The sequence below is a fragment of the Flaviramulus aquimarinus genome, from assembly GCF_039543205.1.
GTDB lineage: Bacteria > Bacteroidota > Bacteroidia > Flavobacteriales > Flavobacteriaceae > Flaviramulus_B > Flaviramulus_B aquimarinus.
The window spans coordinates 1-15729 of the sequence record NZ_BAABJH010000002.1 but is presented as its reverse complement, the minus strand read 5'-3'; the positions used below and the strand labels follow the sequence as shown (position 1 = coordinate 15729).

12 protein-coding genes are annotated in these 15729 nt (G+C 30.3%); 6 read left to right on the top strand and 6 right to left on the bottom strand.

What is annotated here, in order from left to right; translation table 11 throughout:
- Positions 1–73: 73 nt before the first annotated feature.
- Complete coding sequence (locus tag ABD941_RS08385; RefSeq protein WP_345273683.1) at positions 74–1291, bottom strand: hypothetical protein; 1218 nt, start codon at positions 1289–1291, stop codon at positions 74–76.
- 176 nt (positions 1292–1467) lie between these two features.
- Here ABD941_RS08385 and ABD941_RS08380 point away from each other — a divergent pair, with 176 nt between their 5' ends.
- From ABD941_RS08380 to ABD941_RS08370, 3 genes are all read left to right on the top strand, one after another.
- Positions 1468–2346, top strand: coding sequence for an alpha/beta hydrolase (locus ABD941_RS08380; protein WP_345273682.1), 879 nt, complete (start codon positions 1468–1470; stop codon positions 2344–2346).
- A gap of 34 nt (positions 2347–2380) precedes the next feature.
- Complete coding sequence (locus ABD941_RS08375; RefSeq protein ID WP_345273681.1) at positions 2381–3130, top strand: alpha/beta hydrolase; 750 nt, start codon at positions 2381–2383, stop codon at positions 3128–3130.
- Between the two features lie 150 nt (positions 3131–3280).
- Positions 3281–3922, top strand: a complete 642-nt coding sequence (locus tag ABD941_RS08370; RefSeq protein ID WP_345273680.1) for a hypothetical protein — start codon at positions 3281–3283, stop codon at positions 3920–3922.
- 216 nt (positions 3923–4138) lie between these two features.
- Here ABD941_RS08370 and lysS read toward each other — a convergent pair whose 3' ends face one another.
- Positions 4139–5830, bottom strand: a complete 1692-nt coding sequence (lysS, locus tag ABD941_RS08365) for a lysine--tRNA ligase (protein ID WP_345273679.1) — start codon at positions 5828–5830, stop codon at positions 4139–4141.
- Between the two features lie 211 nt (positions 5831–6041).
- Between lysS and ABD941_RS08360 the strand changes: the two genes are divergently transcribed.
- Together ABD941_RS08360 and lipB are read left to right on the top strand one after the other, a co-directional pair.
- Positions 6042–6200 (top strand): YqaE/Pmp3 family membrane protein, encoded by a 159-nt coding sequence (locus tag ABD941_RS08360; protein ID WP_019388284.1) that lies wholly within the window; start codon positions 6042–6044, stop codon positions 6198–6200.
- Between the two features lie 29 nt (positions 6201–6229).
- Positions 6230–6928: a lipoyl(octanoyl) transferase LipB gene (lipB, locus tag ABD941_RS08355; protein WP_345273678.1), complete on the top strand. Its 699-nt coding sequence runs from the start codon at positions 6230–6232 to the stop codon at positions 6926–6928.
- A 100-nt stretch (positions 6929–7028) separates the two neighbouring features.
- On the opposite strand, the gene ABD941_RS08350 is transcribed toward lipB, so the two are convergent.
- From ABD941_RS08350 to ABD941_RS08335, 4 genes are all read right to left on the bottom strand, one after another.
- The gene (locus ABD941_RS08350; protein WP_345273677.1) at positions 7029–8297 is read right to left on the bottom strand and encodes a porin family protein; all 1269 of its coding nucleotides are present in this window, start codon (positions 8295–8297) and stop codon (positions 7029–7031) included.
- 131 nt (positions 8298–8428) lie between these two features.
- A complete protein-coding gene (locus ABD941_RS08345; RefSeq protein WP_345273676.1) occupies positions 8429–9478 on the bottom strand; it encodes a nucleoid-associated protein in 1050 nt (349 codons plus the stop codon).
- Between the two features lie 493 nt (positions 9479–9971).
- Positions 9972–12404 carry a ribonuclease HII gene (locus ABD941_RS08340; RefSeq protein ID WP_345273675.1) on the bottom strand — a complete coding sequence of 811 codons (2433 nt, stop codon included), beginning with the start codon at positions 12402–12404 and terminating at the stop codon, positions 9972–9974.
- A gap of 139 nt (positions 12405–12543) precedes the next feature.
- On the bottom strand, positions 12544–13143 hold the full coding sequence (locus ABD941_RS08335; RefSeq protein ID WP_345273674.1) for a ribonuclease HII: 600 nt from the start codon (positions 13141–13143) through the stop codon (positions 12544–12546).
- Positions 13144–13634: 491 nt separating this feature from the next.
- Between ABD941_RS08335 and ABD941_RS08330 the strand changes: the two genes are divergently transcribed.
- Entirely contained in the window at positions 13635–15635 is a 2001-nt protein-coding gene (locus tag ABD941_RS08330; protein ID WP_345273673.1) for a putative porin, read from the top strand.
- Positions 15636–15729 lie beyond the last annotated feature (94 nt).

The window sequence follows — 15729 nt, the reverse complement described above, 5'->3', positions numbered from 1 at the left end:
GTTTAAAAACGATCTGGATTTTAACGACACATTAACAAATCTTATAGATTTGAATGAAAGAACAGATGTTTTGCTATTTTGAAATTGGAAAGGTAAGACTTATACCTGTTTGAAAATCGGGAGCATTGTTTACCAAAAAATCTTCTTTAATATATATTGATAATTTTAATCTTGGTCGACCATAAGTATATACGAAATTCCATGTAGATTGGGCATTGTATAATGTGCCTACGCCATTATACCAACCCCCGTTTATTTCGCGCCATTTGCCAAGTAATTTGTAATAATCAGCTTCTTTTTTTTTGTTATAACGTGATTGGGCCTGGTAGTTAACCCCAAAGGCATTATAATTTCCTTTTTTGGTATATTTTGTTATTTCAATATTGGCTTCTAAAGTGCCTAAGTATGGATTATTCCCTAAATCTATAACCTCTTTAAAATTAATTAAGTTTTTACGTAACAGGTTTGTTCCTAAAGCGATATTAAGTTCATAATTATTTTTTAGGTGTATTTTTTTTATAGCGTTTGCCGAAAGTCCAAAGTCTACCGATGAATTAAATTTAGAGGTGTTAAGCCCAAAATGACTTCCAAAATTGATGAATATATTTCTAGTTTTATTTATTGAAAGTGTGGGGTAGTAATAATAGTTAAACTCTAAACCTCCAATAAAAAAATCATTATTGTTAAGTTCAAGTGTTCTGCCGTTTCTGTCAATATATTTAAAATTAACTTGATTCAATCCATAATAGCGTCTACCGTAAGGGTCTTCACCACCAGCTATATTGCTGTGAAACCATTCAATACTTTCATCACCAGTAAAAAATGAAAACGGGTATTTTCCTTTAGTAATTAAATAAGAACGTAAGGTAATGCCCAATTCGTGTTGTTTTGCTAATGGTATATTAATACCGACTCTAAACTCTTTAATTACGGCATCAATAACAATGTTCATATAATCAGCAGGAGTAGTTTCCTGGTCAACAAAGTTAAAACGCCTATCGTGCCAAATAACTTGACTTAGTTGTTCTCTTACTTGAGGATCCTTAGGAAAATATGCTTCAACAAAAGGGTGGAAATTATTTCCGCTAGTTGAGTTAAAAGTTAAGCTTGTCTTTTTTAAAGGTATAAGTTTAAAATTGGTACTTATTCTAGAACTAAAAATACCAAAATGATGGGTCGATAAAAGGTTAGGGTTTTCTATCCCATTTTTAATCGATAAGCTATCTTTTTCTTGCGCTATTATAAATGAACTGTGAATACAGATTACAATAAAAAGTATTTTTTTTAGCATCGCGCAAAAATAAGTAAAGTTGAAATATAAATAATTATCTAGTTGTTAATTCTTGCTATGCTAGTATGTCTTAAACATATAATAATAGCTACATTAACATTGTTTTTGTAGATTATTACTAACCTTAAAGTGTTAAACCCATTTATTGTATATTAGTATTCTAACAAATTTACAAGATGCCATATTGGTTAAACATTGTTATCAGTATTCTAATAGTTTATATAGTTATTAGTATTGCTTTGTATTACTTACAAGATTACATGTTGTTTAAGCCAGAAAAGCTTCCTAAGGATTTTAAGTTTTATTACGAAAACCAAAATATAGAAGAGCATAATCTTGAAACTAGAGATGGGGCAGTAATAAATGGGATTCTTTTTAAACCTAAAAGCGAATCTAAGGGTATTGTGCTGTATCTTAAAGGAAATTCTAAAAGCATAAAAGGCTGGGGGAAGTTTGCTGTCGATTTTACCAGACATGGTTATAACGTTTTGATGGTTGATTATCGTGGTTTTGGGAAAAGTACAGGTAGGCGTTCTCAAAAAGCCATTAAAAGAGATTTACAAGAAGTATATAATAAGATAAAAGAACGTACCACTGAGGATAGAATTATTTTATACGGACGTTCATTAGGCTCAGGATTTGCGGCAAAGTTGGCGTCTATGAATCATCCTAAAATGTTGGTTTTAGATGCACCGTATTATAGTTTAACTAAAGTTACTGCTCGCTATGCGCCTTTTATGCCGTTATCTTTGCTTATAAAATATCCGTTACCTACTTATAAATGGTTGAAATATGTACAGTGTCCTATTCATATTATTCATGGAACTAATGATAATTTAATCCCTTATAAAACCAGTGTAAAATTATCCAAAGTAAAGCCTAAGCTCACCAAGTTACATACTGTGATTGGAGGTGGTCACAAAAATTTAAATAACTTTGAATCGTATCATAACATGATTCAAGATATATTAAATAGCAAATCTCAAGATATCGATTTATCAACGACTAGTATTCATGTTAAACACACCTCGAAACCAAATAAAACAAAAGCTTAAAAAAATAGTTATTGTTTTAATTAGCCTTTATCTTATGGTTGGAACTTTATTATGTTTTTTTCAAGAGAAATTGATGTTTTTACCAACTGTATTAGCACAAGATTATAAGTTTCAATTTTCATATCCATTTGAAGAATTATTTTTTAATACTGAAGATGATACTGTTATAAATGCTATTCATTTTAAAGTAGAAAAGCCTAAAGGGGTGATACTTTATTTTCATGGAAATGCAGGTGATTTGTCACGTTGGGGGATTATTGCCGAATATTTTGTTGAAAAACAATATGACGTGTTGGTTATGGACTATAGAACCTATGGAAAAAGCATTGGAAAGTTAAGTGAACAAGCGCTTTATAATGACGCCCAATATTGTTATGATTATTTAAAGGATGGTTATGTTGAAAGTGATATTACAATTTATGGTCGTTCTTTAGGAACAGGAATTGCCTGTTATGTATCCTCAAAAAACAAACCGAAACAACTTATTTTGGAAACACCTTATCATAGTGTTTTAGATGTGGCGCAATCAAGATTTCCTATGTTTCCGGTAAATCGACTTTTAAAATATAAGCTACCAAGTTATCAATATCTTAAACAAGTTAATTGTCCTATTTTGATATTTCATGGAACAGAGGATGCAGTGGTGCCATTTGCTTCAGCTGAAAAATTATATGATGTTTCTATAAAGGAACAAACAACCTTTATTTCTATTGAAAATGGAAACCATGGTGATTTAATAAACTTTGATTTATATCATTCTACAATAAAAGTTATACTTCCATAAGTGTCTTAAAAAATTAACATATCTCTTTTTTTATCTTAAACAAAGCATAAAACATTGACTAATAGTGTTAAACATTCATAAATAGATGTAACAATTTGGTTTTGGGTACGTCAATTGCTATATATAATCAAATCAAAAACTATAACAATTATGATCAAATTAGCATTTATTTTTAGCGCGTTGTTTGCGGTAAGCTCAACAACAATTACGAACGAAAACTTAGAATACCCTATTACTGAGTGTGAATCTTCAATTTTAGAAGAAAACAAATTAGAAGCACCACTATTTATTTTTAACTATGATAAAGAACCTACAGATATTGACTGGGATAAGATTGAATTGTTTGAAATAGAGGAAGAGGTCGTGTTAGGTTTTGATACCAAAGCCTATTTGCCACAAGGATTTAACCCATTAAAGGGTTTGCATGATTTGGACTGGAATAAAATTGAATTACTTGAATTAGAGGAAGAAGTTGTTTTAGATTTTGATACCAAAGCCTATTTGCCACAAGGATTTAACCCATTAAAGGGTTTGCATGACTTAGACTGGAGTAAAATTGAGTTATTTGAAATAGAAGAAGAAGTTGTTTTAGGTTTTGATACCAAAGCCTATTTGCCACAAGGATTTAACCCATTAAAGGGTTTGCATGACTTAGACTGGAGTAAAATTGAGTTATTTGAAATAGAAGAAGAAGTTGTGTTAGGTTTTGATTCCAAAGATTATCTGCCAACAAATTTTAACCCTTATTTAAACACGTGTGCTTTAAGTAAAATTAACTTTAATAATATCTAAATTTTCTTAAAAAATTAACAAAACTTAGCTATTCTCTAAAAGAAACTATAAAAAACTGTAGATCTCTGTTAAACATTTCTAAAAGGCTTCTTTAGAAGAAAATAATTGAGTCTATTTGCACAGAGTTTAGTTAATAAGTTTAGTTAGTTGGTTAGTTAAAAAAAGCCAGTAATTTTAAAATTACTGGCTTTTTAATTTTTCATTGTTGAGTAATACTTATAAGATGCTAACAAATAACCCATCATCCGTTTTTTCAACTTTTGCAAGACTATTTTTGGTTAATTCCTTTATGGTTTTATCCCATTTTTTATTTGATAAATTAGATTGTGTTTTTAAATCAACTAGCATTAATTTTTCAGCTTTCTTTAAAACTTCAAAAACAGCTTTGGCATCATCGCTAATAGCTAATGCTTTTTTTTCAGGTCGCATTTGCGGAAAGAACAATACCTCTTGTATCGATTGGTTGTTGGTTAAAAACATAATCAATCTATCCATACCAATGCCCATTCCTGATGTTGGTGGCATGCCATATTCTAAAGCGCGTAAAAAATCGTGATCTATAAATTCAGTGGCCTCATCATCACCTTTTGCAGCCAGTTTTAATTGGTGTTCAAACCGTTCGCGTTGGTCAATTGGGTCGTTAAGCTCAGAATATGCATTAGCTATTTCTTTACCACAAACCATCAATTCAAAACGCTCTGTTAATTCAGGGTTATCGCGGTGCTCTTTACATAGGGGACTCATTTCTTTAGGGTAGTCTGTAATGTAAGTTGGTTGTATATAATTACCCTCACATTTTTCACCAAATATTTCATCAATAAGCTTGCCTTTTCCCATGGTGTTATTTACTTCAATCCCTAAATCTTTGGCCGCTTGTCGTATATCATCTTCAGTTTTACCAGTAATATCAAAACCGGTAAAATGCTTTATGGAATCTGCCATAGTTACTCTGGCATATGGCGCCTTAAAATCTATTTCATGCTCGCCAAACGTTGCTTTGGTAGTTCCGTTAACAGCAATAGCACAATGCTCAAGTAAACGTTCACAGAAGTCCATCATCCAGTTGTAGTCTTTATAGGCTACATAAATTTCCATAGCCGTGAATTCTGGGTTGTGAGTTCTGTCCATACCCTCGTTTCTAAAGTTTTTGGAAAACTCATAAACGCCATCAAAACCACCTACAATTAATCGTTTAAGATATAGCTCATTAGCAATTCGCATGTACAACGGAATATCTAAAGCATTATGGTGTGTAATAAACGGGCGTGCTGCAGCACCTCCAGGAATGGGTTGTAAAACAGGGGTTTCAACCTCGAAATATCCAGCATCATTAAAAAATGAACGCATGGCATTAAATAATTTGGTGCGTTTTACAAATACATTTTTTACATGTGGATTCACCACCAAATCAGCATAACGCTGTCTGTAACGTTGCTCTGGGTCAGTAAAAGCATCATATATCACACCATCTTTTTCTTTAGGTAGTGGCAATGGTTTTAAAGATTTGCTTAACAGTGTGAAGTCTTTAACTTTTACCGTTTTTTCTCCTACTTTAGTAGTGAATAATTCGCCTTCAATTCCAACAAAATCTCCAAAATCCAATAGCTTTTTAAAAACATCATTGTATTTGGTTTTGTCTTCGCCAAGGCAAATTTCATCTCTGTTAAAATACACCTGTATTTTACCTTCGGCATCTTGTAATTGTGCAAAACTTGCTTTCCCTTGCACTTTTATCATCATTAAACGACCAGCAATAGTAACCTGTTTACCTTCCTCAAATTGGTCTTTTACCTGTTTAGAGGTGTAATTTAGGGGGTATAAATCTGCTGGGTACGGATTAATACCTAATTCGCGTAATTTTACTAACTTTTCTCTTCGTACAAGTTCTTGCTCTGATAATTGCGACATAATCTATGCTCTAGCTGTGAATTTTAAAGGCACAAAGATAAACATTTGATTAACGATTTACGATTATTGATTTACGATTTTTTTTTGGAACTTGCCTTCTAGTAGGTTATTGCTCCTGATAGCTTTTGGGACTAAATTCCTAGCGCTAAAATGTAACAAACAACATACTTTTACGTCAAATAGGTAAATCATCAATTAAAATCAATCAAAAATGAGTTTCTGGAGAGTTTTACTGTCTATTATTTGTCCACCTTTAGCTGTTATTGATAAAGGTTGCGGTTCTATTATTATTGTCTTCTTATTATGGCTTTGTGGCTGGGTGCCTGGAGTCATTGCCGCACTGGTTATACTTAATAACCCTAAAAATTAAAACATAAAAATATCGTAATTTTGCAGCCTATGAATAAAAAAATAGAGCTTCAGGATTTAGGGCTTAAGGACTATAAGCAAACTTGGGATTACCAAGAGCAATTGTTTAAAGGTATTGTAGATACTAAAATTAAAAATAGGCGAGAGGATGCTGGTTTAGTAACCAATAATTATTTCTTGTTTGTTGAGCATCCGCATGTGTATACTTTAGGTAAAAGTGGTGATATGTCTAATTTGTTGGTTGATGAAGCTCAACTAAAAGCTAAAAACGCAACTTTTCATAAAGTGAATCGTGGAGGGGATATTACTTATCATGGCCCTGGTCAAATTGTAGGTTATCCTATTTTGGATTTGGATAACTTTTTTACCGATATTCATAAATACTTGCGTTTTTTAGAAGAAATGATTATTCTAACGCTTGCCGAATATGGTTTAAAGGCAGAACGTAGTCTTGGTGAAACTGGTGTTTGGTTAGATGTTGGAACGCCATTTGCTCGTAAAATTTGTGCTATGGGCGTTCGTGCCAGTCGTTGGGTCACGATGCATGGTTTTGCACTCAACATCAATGCCAATTTGGGGTATTTTGATTTAATGATTCCTTGTGGTATTCGTGGTAAAGCGGTAACGTCTTTAAATATTGAGTTAGGCAAAAAAGTAGTTGATGAAGCTGAGGTTAAAGATAAACTGCTTAAGCATTTTAGTAAGCTTTTTGAGGCAGAGTTTTTATAGGTTTTAGTGTTTTTAGTCACTTTTTTAACATCAGCTCAATAATACCAATTTCTATCAATAGAAAATAAAGTCTATTTTTTTGAACAGTTATAAGCCATTACTAAAAGAGTGTATAGCCAAAAATAAAGGATGTGCTTTTGTAATCGGAATGCCAAGAAGGATCATCATTCAGTAACTCTCTACTATTTCCTAATCTTAACTCTAAACTAAATTTGTTCATGAATTTATAACCAATACCAAATGCTAAATTCATATTGGATACGATGTCTAAATTAATTAATTCACCACCTTCCTCTCTTTTTGCAGATATTTTTGTTGATATTGGAGCATCAAAAACTAATGCAGCATTAACAAATAATTTTGAGCTTTTATTTAAAAACATGTAATGCCTAACACCAATTGGTATTTCTATTGATGAATAATCTATGTTTACTGTAGACTTTTTATTTTCTATTGGTGATATTAAATACGTTATTTCTTGATCTGTTTTGAAATATTGATAAGTGGGTTCAATAATTATGGCCCATTTGTTTTTATTGAAAGGCATAATAATCTCAGCTTCAATTCCTAATCTAAAATTCGATTGGTTATCAAATTCAGTGTCTAAATCAAAAAGACTAGTAACGTTATTATCTAACTCACAAGATAAATTGTTTAAGCCAGGTCTTACGGATATACTTAAAAGTTTTTTTCTATTTAATTTTTTAGATTTCTCAAAGTTTGTAAAGTTTGATTTATCGCAATTATTATACTTAGTAAAGAAATTAACTAAATCTCTTTTTTTGTACTTCAGCCTTTCTATTTGGCTTAAAGAAATAGCTTTACATTTTAAATTACTCCAAAGCTGCTGTTTGTATTGGTTATTCTCAGCGACTTCACTCTTGTCGTATTTTTCGTAGTTTGGATATGTTAAATAACTTTTAAAGACTAATTGCTCAAGTTTATGATTATCAGATTCATAAAAATATCTTTTTAAATTCGATTTTTCATAATAAAACAAACTAGCCTTCCCTTCTATCAAAACTGCTAAAAAAAGAGTTTCTTCAACAAAAATAGGTCCTTTTTCTATTGATAAATAATTAATACTTTCACGTGACTTATCAATTTTAACATGATGTCGGATATATTTAGATTTACCTAGAATGCTAAACTCTTTAATGTTAGTAATAGTAGTGGTTACAGGCTCTGAATTTTCTGTGAGTTTATATTCAAAATCTGTTGGGTTGTTTTTCCAATCTAAATTTTTAATTAAACAGTTTACTTTTTTACCAGCGTTGTTGATGTAATAACCTTTTTCAAAAGATACTTGAGAGAATGTATTGATGCTAAGTAAGATAGCTATTGTAAATAGAGCGTTATTAATTTTCATGTTTTGGTTGATGTTATTTCTTATTCAAATGTAAGTTTATTTCTTTTAAGTTACGAAGCTTTTACAGTTAATTTGAATAAGGTTTTAAAAAAAAAGTATATTCTATTTTTTTTAAAGGATATATAATTTTATTAATCTTCAGCATTGAAAAACACCTTGTAATAGTGCATTTTCTTTTCATCATCATAACCACGTTCTAAATATTCGGCAGAAGCATCTGGCGCATCAATGTCCAGTTTTATTTGTATGTTGGTATCAAGTTTAATATCCGTTTTAATTTTTCTTTTTTCTTTAGTTACAACAGCTTCTGCTAAGTCAAATTGGTTTCTAATGATTAGGCTTTGTTCGTCTTCAAATTCTTTTTTATAGTTGTCGAACTCCCTTTTGTGTTTATCGTCTTCAAACAATTCATCTTTAAAACGTTCTATGTTTATCACTTCATTTTCTTTAAAAAAATCAATGGTCTTTGCCAAAAATGTGTTTTGTTCTTGTGGACCATAATTGGTTTTTAAGACTTCAGTAGAAAAGTCTTTACAAAGCTCTATATACTGTTGTGTGTGGTTATTGGCATCATCGGCATATTTAATATTTAAAAAATGGTTAATCCAATATTGCGCATCATAACTATTATTATCAACACTTAAAACAATATGGCCTTCGCTATCCGATTGATTTAAAATTAAGCAACCTTTGTCTACTTTTTTAGAGCTAATACCTTTTTGCACTAAAACATCATAACTGTTATTTTCTAAATAGGTTTGGAAAAAATTAACTTTACTTTCAATTTTAAAAATACCAATAGCATTGGTTGTTATATCTTTAAACTCAATACCTTCAAACATAACAATTAAGACATCGCCTGTTTTTATTTGTGCAGAACTGGATTGCTCATATAAATGTGTGACTATATGTTTTGAAATTTCAACAAAACCCGTTTCATCATTAAACATTTGCGCACTGTAACTGTTAATTTCGTTAAGAGATATGTTGGCATGATGATTAAAACGATAACTCTGTACCACACTACCAAAAGGTCTTAATAGGAACGGTAACATTAAATCGTAGCTAGCTTCATCAAAATCGACGGTCTTATTTGAAAAAGCATTTTTAGTATCGTTGAATTTATTACCAACCTTATGAATAATGAATTGAGAAATAGAGGCGTTTTTTCTTGAAATCATGTTTGTTCTATCTAGATATTAGGTCGAGCGCAGTCGACACCTATTTTGATTTGTTGTTATTTAAGAACCTCTCGATTGCGCTCGAGCGGACACAGCGTTAATTAATATGCAATACTATTAAATTAACTTGAAATTACATCAAAAAAAGAGCGCCAAAGCATCACACTTTGGCACTCTAGATTCGAGGACTTATTTTTGATGGTTAAAAACCGTTATCTATTAAAACCTGTAAGTTTAGGATATCTCATGGTTTATGATTTTTGTTATAAGAATATTATTAACGTTAAAAATCTCAACGTTATTTTTCGGTTGTTTTAAGGATTTTGTTTGTGCTTTAATAGGTGGTATTATCAATAATGCAACCATCCAAAAAGTTAGGATGCCTAATGCATTTTTTGAAAATTTCATGTGTAAAGAATTGATTAATAGCTGGTATAAATATAAAAATTATTTTTTTTAAATGCGTTAAAAGTCTGGAAATAAAAATTAACACCTAATTAATTTGATAAAGTATTATGGAGTTATCTTCACCTTTAGTAATAAATTCTAAATTTCGGTCTTTATCAATATTGTCAAGTGTTATAGAAGAGCTTCCATATACAGGAAAGTTGGAAAGTAATTTTGACTGGCTATCGTAGAGATAAATTTTATGTGATTGTAAATCTGTGGTTGAAACATAAATTTTATCTTGAATATAAAAGAGTTTGGGGTTTGAGTAATCACCAAAATCTAGCTCAGTCGTTTTGTTTTTTATGGTAAGGCGGTTTTCGCTTTGGGTAACAAGGGTTTTGCTTGTCGTTTCAATATTGTGTTTCTCAGAAAGATTTAAGTTTTTTGTTGTGACGTTTCCTCTAGTATCAATAGATACTAAATTACCAGTTAAGGTTGTTGTTGTAAAAGTATTTTTATAAAGGAAAACAGGTTGGTTGGAGTAGTTGTTTGATGTTTTTGGCGTCACTCTGGTTTTACCAGTTCTATCCAGAATGTAAAACTTGTTTTGGGTTTTAAAAGCAATATAGTCTTTGCTTCCCATTCTAAAATGCTTTGGCTGGCAAACAATACGGCTGTTAGCAGATTTAAATAAAAAACCTTTCACAATTTTAGCTTTTACATTATACATTAAAAGGTTTTTACCTTGAGTAACTAATAATCTATAGTTTTTTCGCTTATCATAATCAAAAACCGCTAATGGTTCTGTAATTTCGTCATTGAATTTTGCTGGAAAAGGTCCTACATTCTTTCCGTTTCTATCAATCACATAAACTCTACTCGGGGTTGCAAAAGCAAGTTGAAGCCTACCGTTTTTATAGATGTCAATTTGTTTAATACGTCCTAAAACGGAGCCTTGCAATTGTTTTTTCCATAGAATTTTTCCTTTATTGGAAATTAAGTATAGATTATTGTTTATGTCTTGAACCACGATTTCTTTCTGTTTAGTAATATGGTTTTTTACAAATTGGGGGTCATTTAAAAGTGCTTTATCTAGTTTTATATTCAATTCTTCTGAAACAGAATTTGTAGATGCTCTGGTTTTACTCTTTTTTATAATACCATTTATGTGGGCAAAATTATTATCGTAAACAAATTGAATAGCAGAGGCATTGTAATTTGTTAGTTTGTAAATTTGCTTTTCTTTAAGGTTTTTATTTAATATAGATTTTAAAGTTGAAGGACTAACAACTTGCGTAAGCGAAGCAGCGTTACTTAGTTTTTCTTTTATGTCTTTAAAGTAACTTTTATCAGAAATAGTGGTTTTGTTTTGATAGTTAACAATAATATTTTGAAGCATTTCTAAATGATCAGAAAACACAAAAAAATTGTCTAAAACACAATACATGTTTGCGCTATTATATGTTATTAAAGGGTTAAACGTTTTTGCAAATACTACTGGTTGGTTAAAGCTAAAAATATCAGTTTCACGATATGTTTTAATAACGTTTTGTTCATTTAAAAGGGCGTCTTTGGTGGCAATAACATCAGTTGAGTTTAAAACGATAGCGCGGTCATTACCTTCATAGATAACACCAATTTCAATAATATCATCAAAAACCGTGGTGGTATTAGTTATAGAATCTTTTTTGTTGAACGTCATTAAATTTGTTTCAATAGTTTTAAAGTTGTCAAAAGTAAAACTCATAAAGCCATCACTATTAGATGGTGTTATATTTTGAATTTGAGTATCCTGTGGTATGGTATTTTTAAAAATATTAATTAAGCTTTTTGTAGAATCTGTAGCTTTTGTAATACCATTAAAGTAAAACTCATTTTGGTTTATTTCAACATCAGCAGCTATGTAATTTGTAAACATTTTTAGCGAAAGCGAATCTTCAATAAAAAAAGATTTTACAAAAGTGTTATTAGGTTTTAAAACAACGGAAAATGTTTTGTCATGACTAGTGGTATTGTATATCTTATTTAATTTTTGGTGTTTATTTGAATTATCAAACAGATTGTTGATAATAGTCTTTGAAGACGAAGCAAAAAAGGTGCTGTCAATTAATGTACTATAGAATATATGCTTGTTGATTGTAGATTTTGTAATCGTTTTGTTTTTATAGTTAAGTGTTTCTTTTATGAAATTTGGTAAAGAATCCGTTGTAAGAAGGCCTTCATTATATTTTGTAATTATGGAATACTGAACGCTGTCATTTAAATCTTCAGAAAAGCAAATTAAAATTTCACCTAAAGGATTTATATAAGATAAGGGTTTTAGCTTGTTTTCTAAATTTTTATATGTATTGTTTTTGGAAAGTCTTTGTAGAAAATCACTATTATTTATACTGCTTTTTAAACTCTCAAGATTAGATGTTTTTATGATTATTGATGCATTTTCTGGAACAAAATCAATAAGTGTGGTTCGGCTAGATTTCGTATTAGAACAACTAAAAAAGGAAATAAGTAGAAGGGAAAAGCAAAAGAACCTCATGGATTTAATAAATTTCTGTAAATATAAAAACTTATACCATTTCAACTTAAAAAGCTCTCAAATAAAAAGCAGTAATTTTTATTTTGAAGTATAAACAGAAAAGAACAATTTTTAGGGTTGTTTTTAAGTTGAAATGGTATTATAGGTTTAACTTTAATTGTTTAGGTAATAATCTAAACGATTTTCTGTGGTATTTAGTTATACCATATTTTTTTATAGCAGCCCGATGCTCTTTAGTAGGATAACCTTTGTTTTGTTTCCAGTTATACATAGGGAATTCTTTGTGAATGCTATGCATATATAGGTCGCGGTGCGTTTTTGCCAAAACGGAAGCTGCAGCAATACTTAAATATTTAGAGTCCCCTTTAATAATGGTTTCAAAAGGAATATCTTTATAGGGTTTAAATTTATTACCATCAACAATTATAAATTTAGGTATGGGTTTTAATTTGTCAATAGAAAGGTGCATGGCTAAAATAGAAGCATTTAAAATATTGATTTTATCAATGTCTTCTTGAAATACATGAGCAACCCCAAAACACAAAGCTTGGTATTCAATAATAGGCTTTAAAATATCACGTTTTTTTTCACTGAGTTGCTTCGAATCATTTAAAATTAAATTTTTGAATTTTTTTGGAAGAATAACAGCAGCAGCTGTTACAGGCCCTGCAATGCAGCCACGTCCAGCTTCATCTGTGCCACATTCCAATATAGAACTTGAATGATTTAATAATAACATAAAGCAAAAATATCGATAAATCTAGAATTATAGCAATAGAATTGCGATACCTATATAATATGTTTACTCTGTTTTTTATAATAACCCGAACTAAAAACCTGTTTTGAGTAAACGCTTTAAAAAATAATATATTAAATAGCGTATATTTTATTGATTTAATAATCTTAAAAAACTAGAATTTATCTAGTCTTAATTTTTTTTCTTGCAATTCTTTGTTTTTTAAATATAATATATAGATGTTTGTAACTGACTAACTCAAAATAAATATTCTCAATTCATCATTTAAACAAGATGATTAATATTTAAAAGAAAGCCAGCAATATTAGCTGGCTTTCTTTATTTAAAATATTTACTCGCACTTTACGTTCAAATAATTACTTTTGCTTCGTAAAAAAAGAGTTGCCAAATACCATAAACTAAAATTTGTTATTTGTTATAAGCTTAATATGAGAAAAGCATCAAAACCTAAAAAAGGAAACAGAAATAAACAGATGAATAAAATACTATTAACATGCCTGTTTCTTTTTTTAACAAATAGTATTGTTGCACAAATAAACCCCGATAGACCTTCGCCTATTACAAATAGATCTTCAGTAACACAAGATAGTTTAAGTACAAGTTCAAAAATTAGTACGAGTATTAAAAACTTAAAAAACCCTAAAGCCAAAATAGAAGACTATCTAATCATATCACATAAAAACGATACGACTTATGTAGACACCACATTAACCATACAAAAAGATTATAAATTCAATTATTTGCGAAAAGATGATTTTGGTTTAATACCATTTTCAAACCTGGGGCAAACCTATAATAGTTTAACCTATAGTTTTGAAAGTACAAGCCTAATGCCTGGTTTTGCTGCACAAGCCAGACATTTCAATTATATGGAAATTGAAGATATAAATTATTATCGCGTACCAACACCATTAACCGAACTTTTTTTTAAAACAGCCTTTGAGCAAGGACAGCTGGCTGACTCGTTTTTTACCGTAAATACATCACCTCGGTTTAATTTTTCAGTAGCCTATAAAGGCTTACGTTCTTTAGGAAAATACCAACACATATTAACAAGTACTGGTAACTTTAGAGTAACATCAAATTATAGAACCAAAAATGATCGTTATAATGTTAGAGGGCATATTGTCATGCAAGATCTATTAAATCAAGAAAATGGTGGGCTTCAAGATGATCAAGTTGAACTTTTCGAATCTGGAGAAGAAGAATTTTTAGATCGTTCTATTTTAGAGGTAAATTTTGAAAACGCAGAAAGTATATTAAAAGGGAAACGTTTTCATTTAGATCATAACTATAAGGTGTTTAATAAAGTTGTTGAGAAATATCTTCCACAAACATTAAATGACTCAACCTCAAAAAGTAGGTTGGCTGTAAGGCATATTATGTCATTTGAAGATAAGTATTTCCAGTATGATCAAACATCAGCAAGCACCAATTTTTTTGGAGAAGCTTTTAGAAACTCTGGTTTGCAAGATAGAGCCACATTAGAGAATTTTTATAATCAAGTACAGGTCGATTACTTTAATAATGTATTAGGTAATTTTCAGTTTAACATCAGTAACAACAATTATAATTATGGATATGATAAGTTGGTGATTCTAAACGGAAACACTATAACGAATAGGTTAAAAGGTAATATCTTTGCGGCAGGAGGTAAATATCATAAACGCTATAAAGGCTTTGACTTGCAAGGTGAATTAGGAGTCAATATATCGGGCGAATTTGATGGTAATTTCCTTAAAGCACATGTCATATTTAAATTGAATGATGAAATTGGGGCAACAGTATCCATCAATCATAGCTCTAAAGTGCCAAATTACAATACCCTATTGTATCAAAATAATTATTTGAATTATAATTGGCAGAATAATTTTAATAATATCGAAACCCAGCAACTCGCACTTAAGGTGCAATATAAAGAGTACGTCAAGTTAACGGCAGACTTTAATACTATAAATGACTATGTGTATTTTAAAAGACATGAAACTACACTGCAAGTTCAGCCTTTCCAAAATAATAAAACAATTAACTATTTAAGGTTTAAATTAGAAAACGAAATCAAGTTTGGGAATTTAGCACTCAATAATACCGTGCTCTATCAAACAGTAGATGATGAAAATAACACATTAAATGTTCCCGAGTTTACAACCAGAAACACCTTGTATTATTCCAATCATATATTCAAAAAAGCATTATATCTCCAAACAGGAATAACCTTTAATTACTTTACTAAGTATTATATGAATGCTTATAATCCATTATTGGCAGAATTCTATGTGCAAAATGATAGGGAATTTGGAGACTTCCCGCGTTTAGATTTCTTTATAAATGCAAAAATCCGCCAAACACGTATCTATTTAAAAGCAGAACATTTCAATTCATCATTTACAGGCTATAACTACTATTCGGCACCACACAATCCATATCGAGATTTCACAGTACGTTTTGGTGTTGTTTGGAATTTCTTTTTATAATATTTAAGTAGGTGTAATTTTTATTATGGGTTTCCCCTTCCTAGGATTAAGGTCTGTTTTTCTGCAGTGGTTTTTTTATGTTTCAAATAGGTAG

What these genes read in the sequence shown, in the direction of transcription:
- ABD941_RS08385 (WP_345273683.1), bottom strand. Translation starts at nt 1,291, where the DNA reads ATGCTAAAAAAAATACTTTTTATTGTAATCTGTATTCACAGTTCATTT.
- ABD941_RS08380 (WP_345273682.1), top strand. Translation starts at nt 1,468, where the DNA reads ATGCCATATTGGTTAAACATTGTTATCAGTATTCTAATAGTTTATATA.
- ABD941_RS08375 (WP_345273681.1), top strand. Translation starts at nt 2,381, where the DNA reads ATGGTTGGAACTTTATTATGTTTTTTTCAAGAGAAATTGATGTTTTTA.
- ABD941_RS08370 (WP_345273680.1), top strand. Translation starts at nt 3,281, where the DNA reads ATGATCAAATTAGCATTTATTTTTAGCGCGTTGTTTGCGGTAAGCTCA.
- lysS (WP_345273679.1), bottom strand. Translation starts at nt 5,830, where the DNA reads ATGTCGCAATTATCAGAGCAAGAACTTGTACGAAGAGAAAAGTTAGTA.
- ABD941_RS08360 (WP_019388284.1), top strand. Translation starts at nt 6,042, where the DNA reads ATGAGTTTCTGGAGAGTTTTACTGTCTATTATTTGTCCACCTTTAGCT.
- lipB (WP_345273678.1), top strand. Translation starts at nt 6,230, where the DNA reads ATGAATAAAAAAATAGAGCTTCAGGATTTAGGGCTTAAGGACTATAAG.
- ABD941_RS08350 (WP_345273677.1), bottom strand. Translation starts at nt 8,297, where the DNA reads ATGAAAATTAATAACGCTCTATTTACAATAGCTATCTTACTTAGCATC.
- ABD941_RS08345 (WP_345273676.1), bottom strand. Translation starts at nt 9,478, where the DNA reads ATGATTTCAAGAAAAAACGCCTCTATTTCTCAATTCATTATTCATAAG.
- ABD941_RS08340 (WP_345273675.1), bottom strand. Translation starts at nt 12,404, where the DNA reads ATGAGGTTCTTTTGCTTTTCCCTTCTACTTATTTCCTTTTTTAGTTGT.
- ABD941_RS08335 (WP_345273674.1), bottom strand. Translation starts at nt 13,143, where the DNA reads ATGTTATTATTAAATCATTCAAGTTCTATATTGGAATGTGGCACAGAT.
- ABD941_RS08330 (WP_345273673.1), top strand. Translation starts at nt 13,635, where the DNA reads ATGAATAAAATACTATTAACATGCCTGTTTCTTTTTTTAACAAATAGT.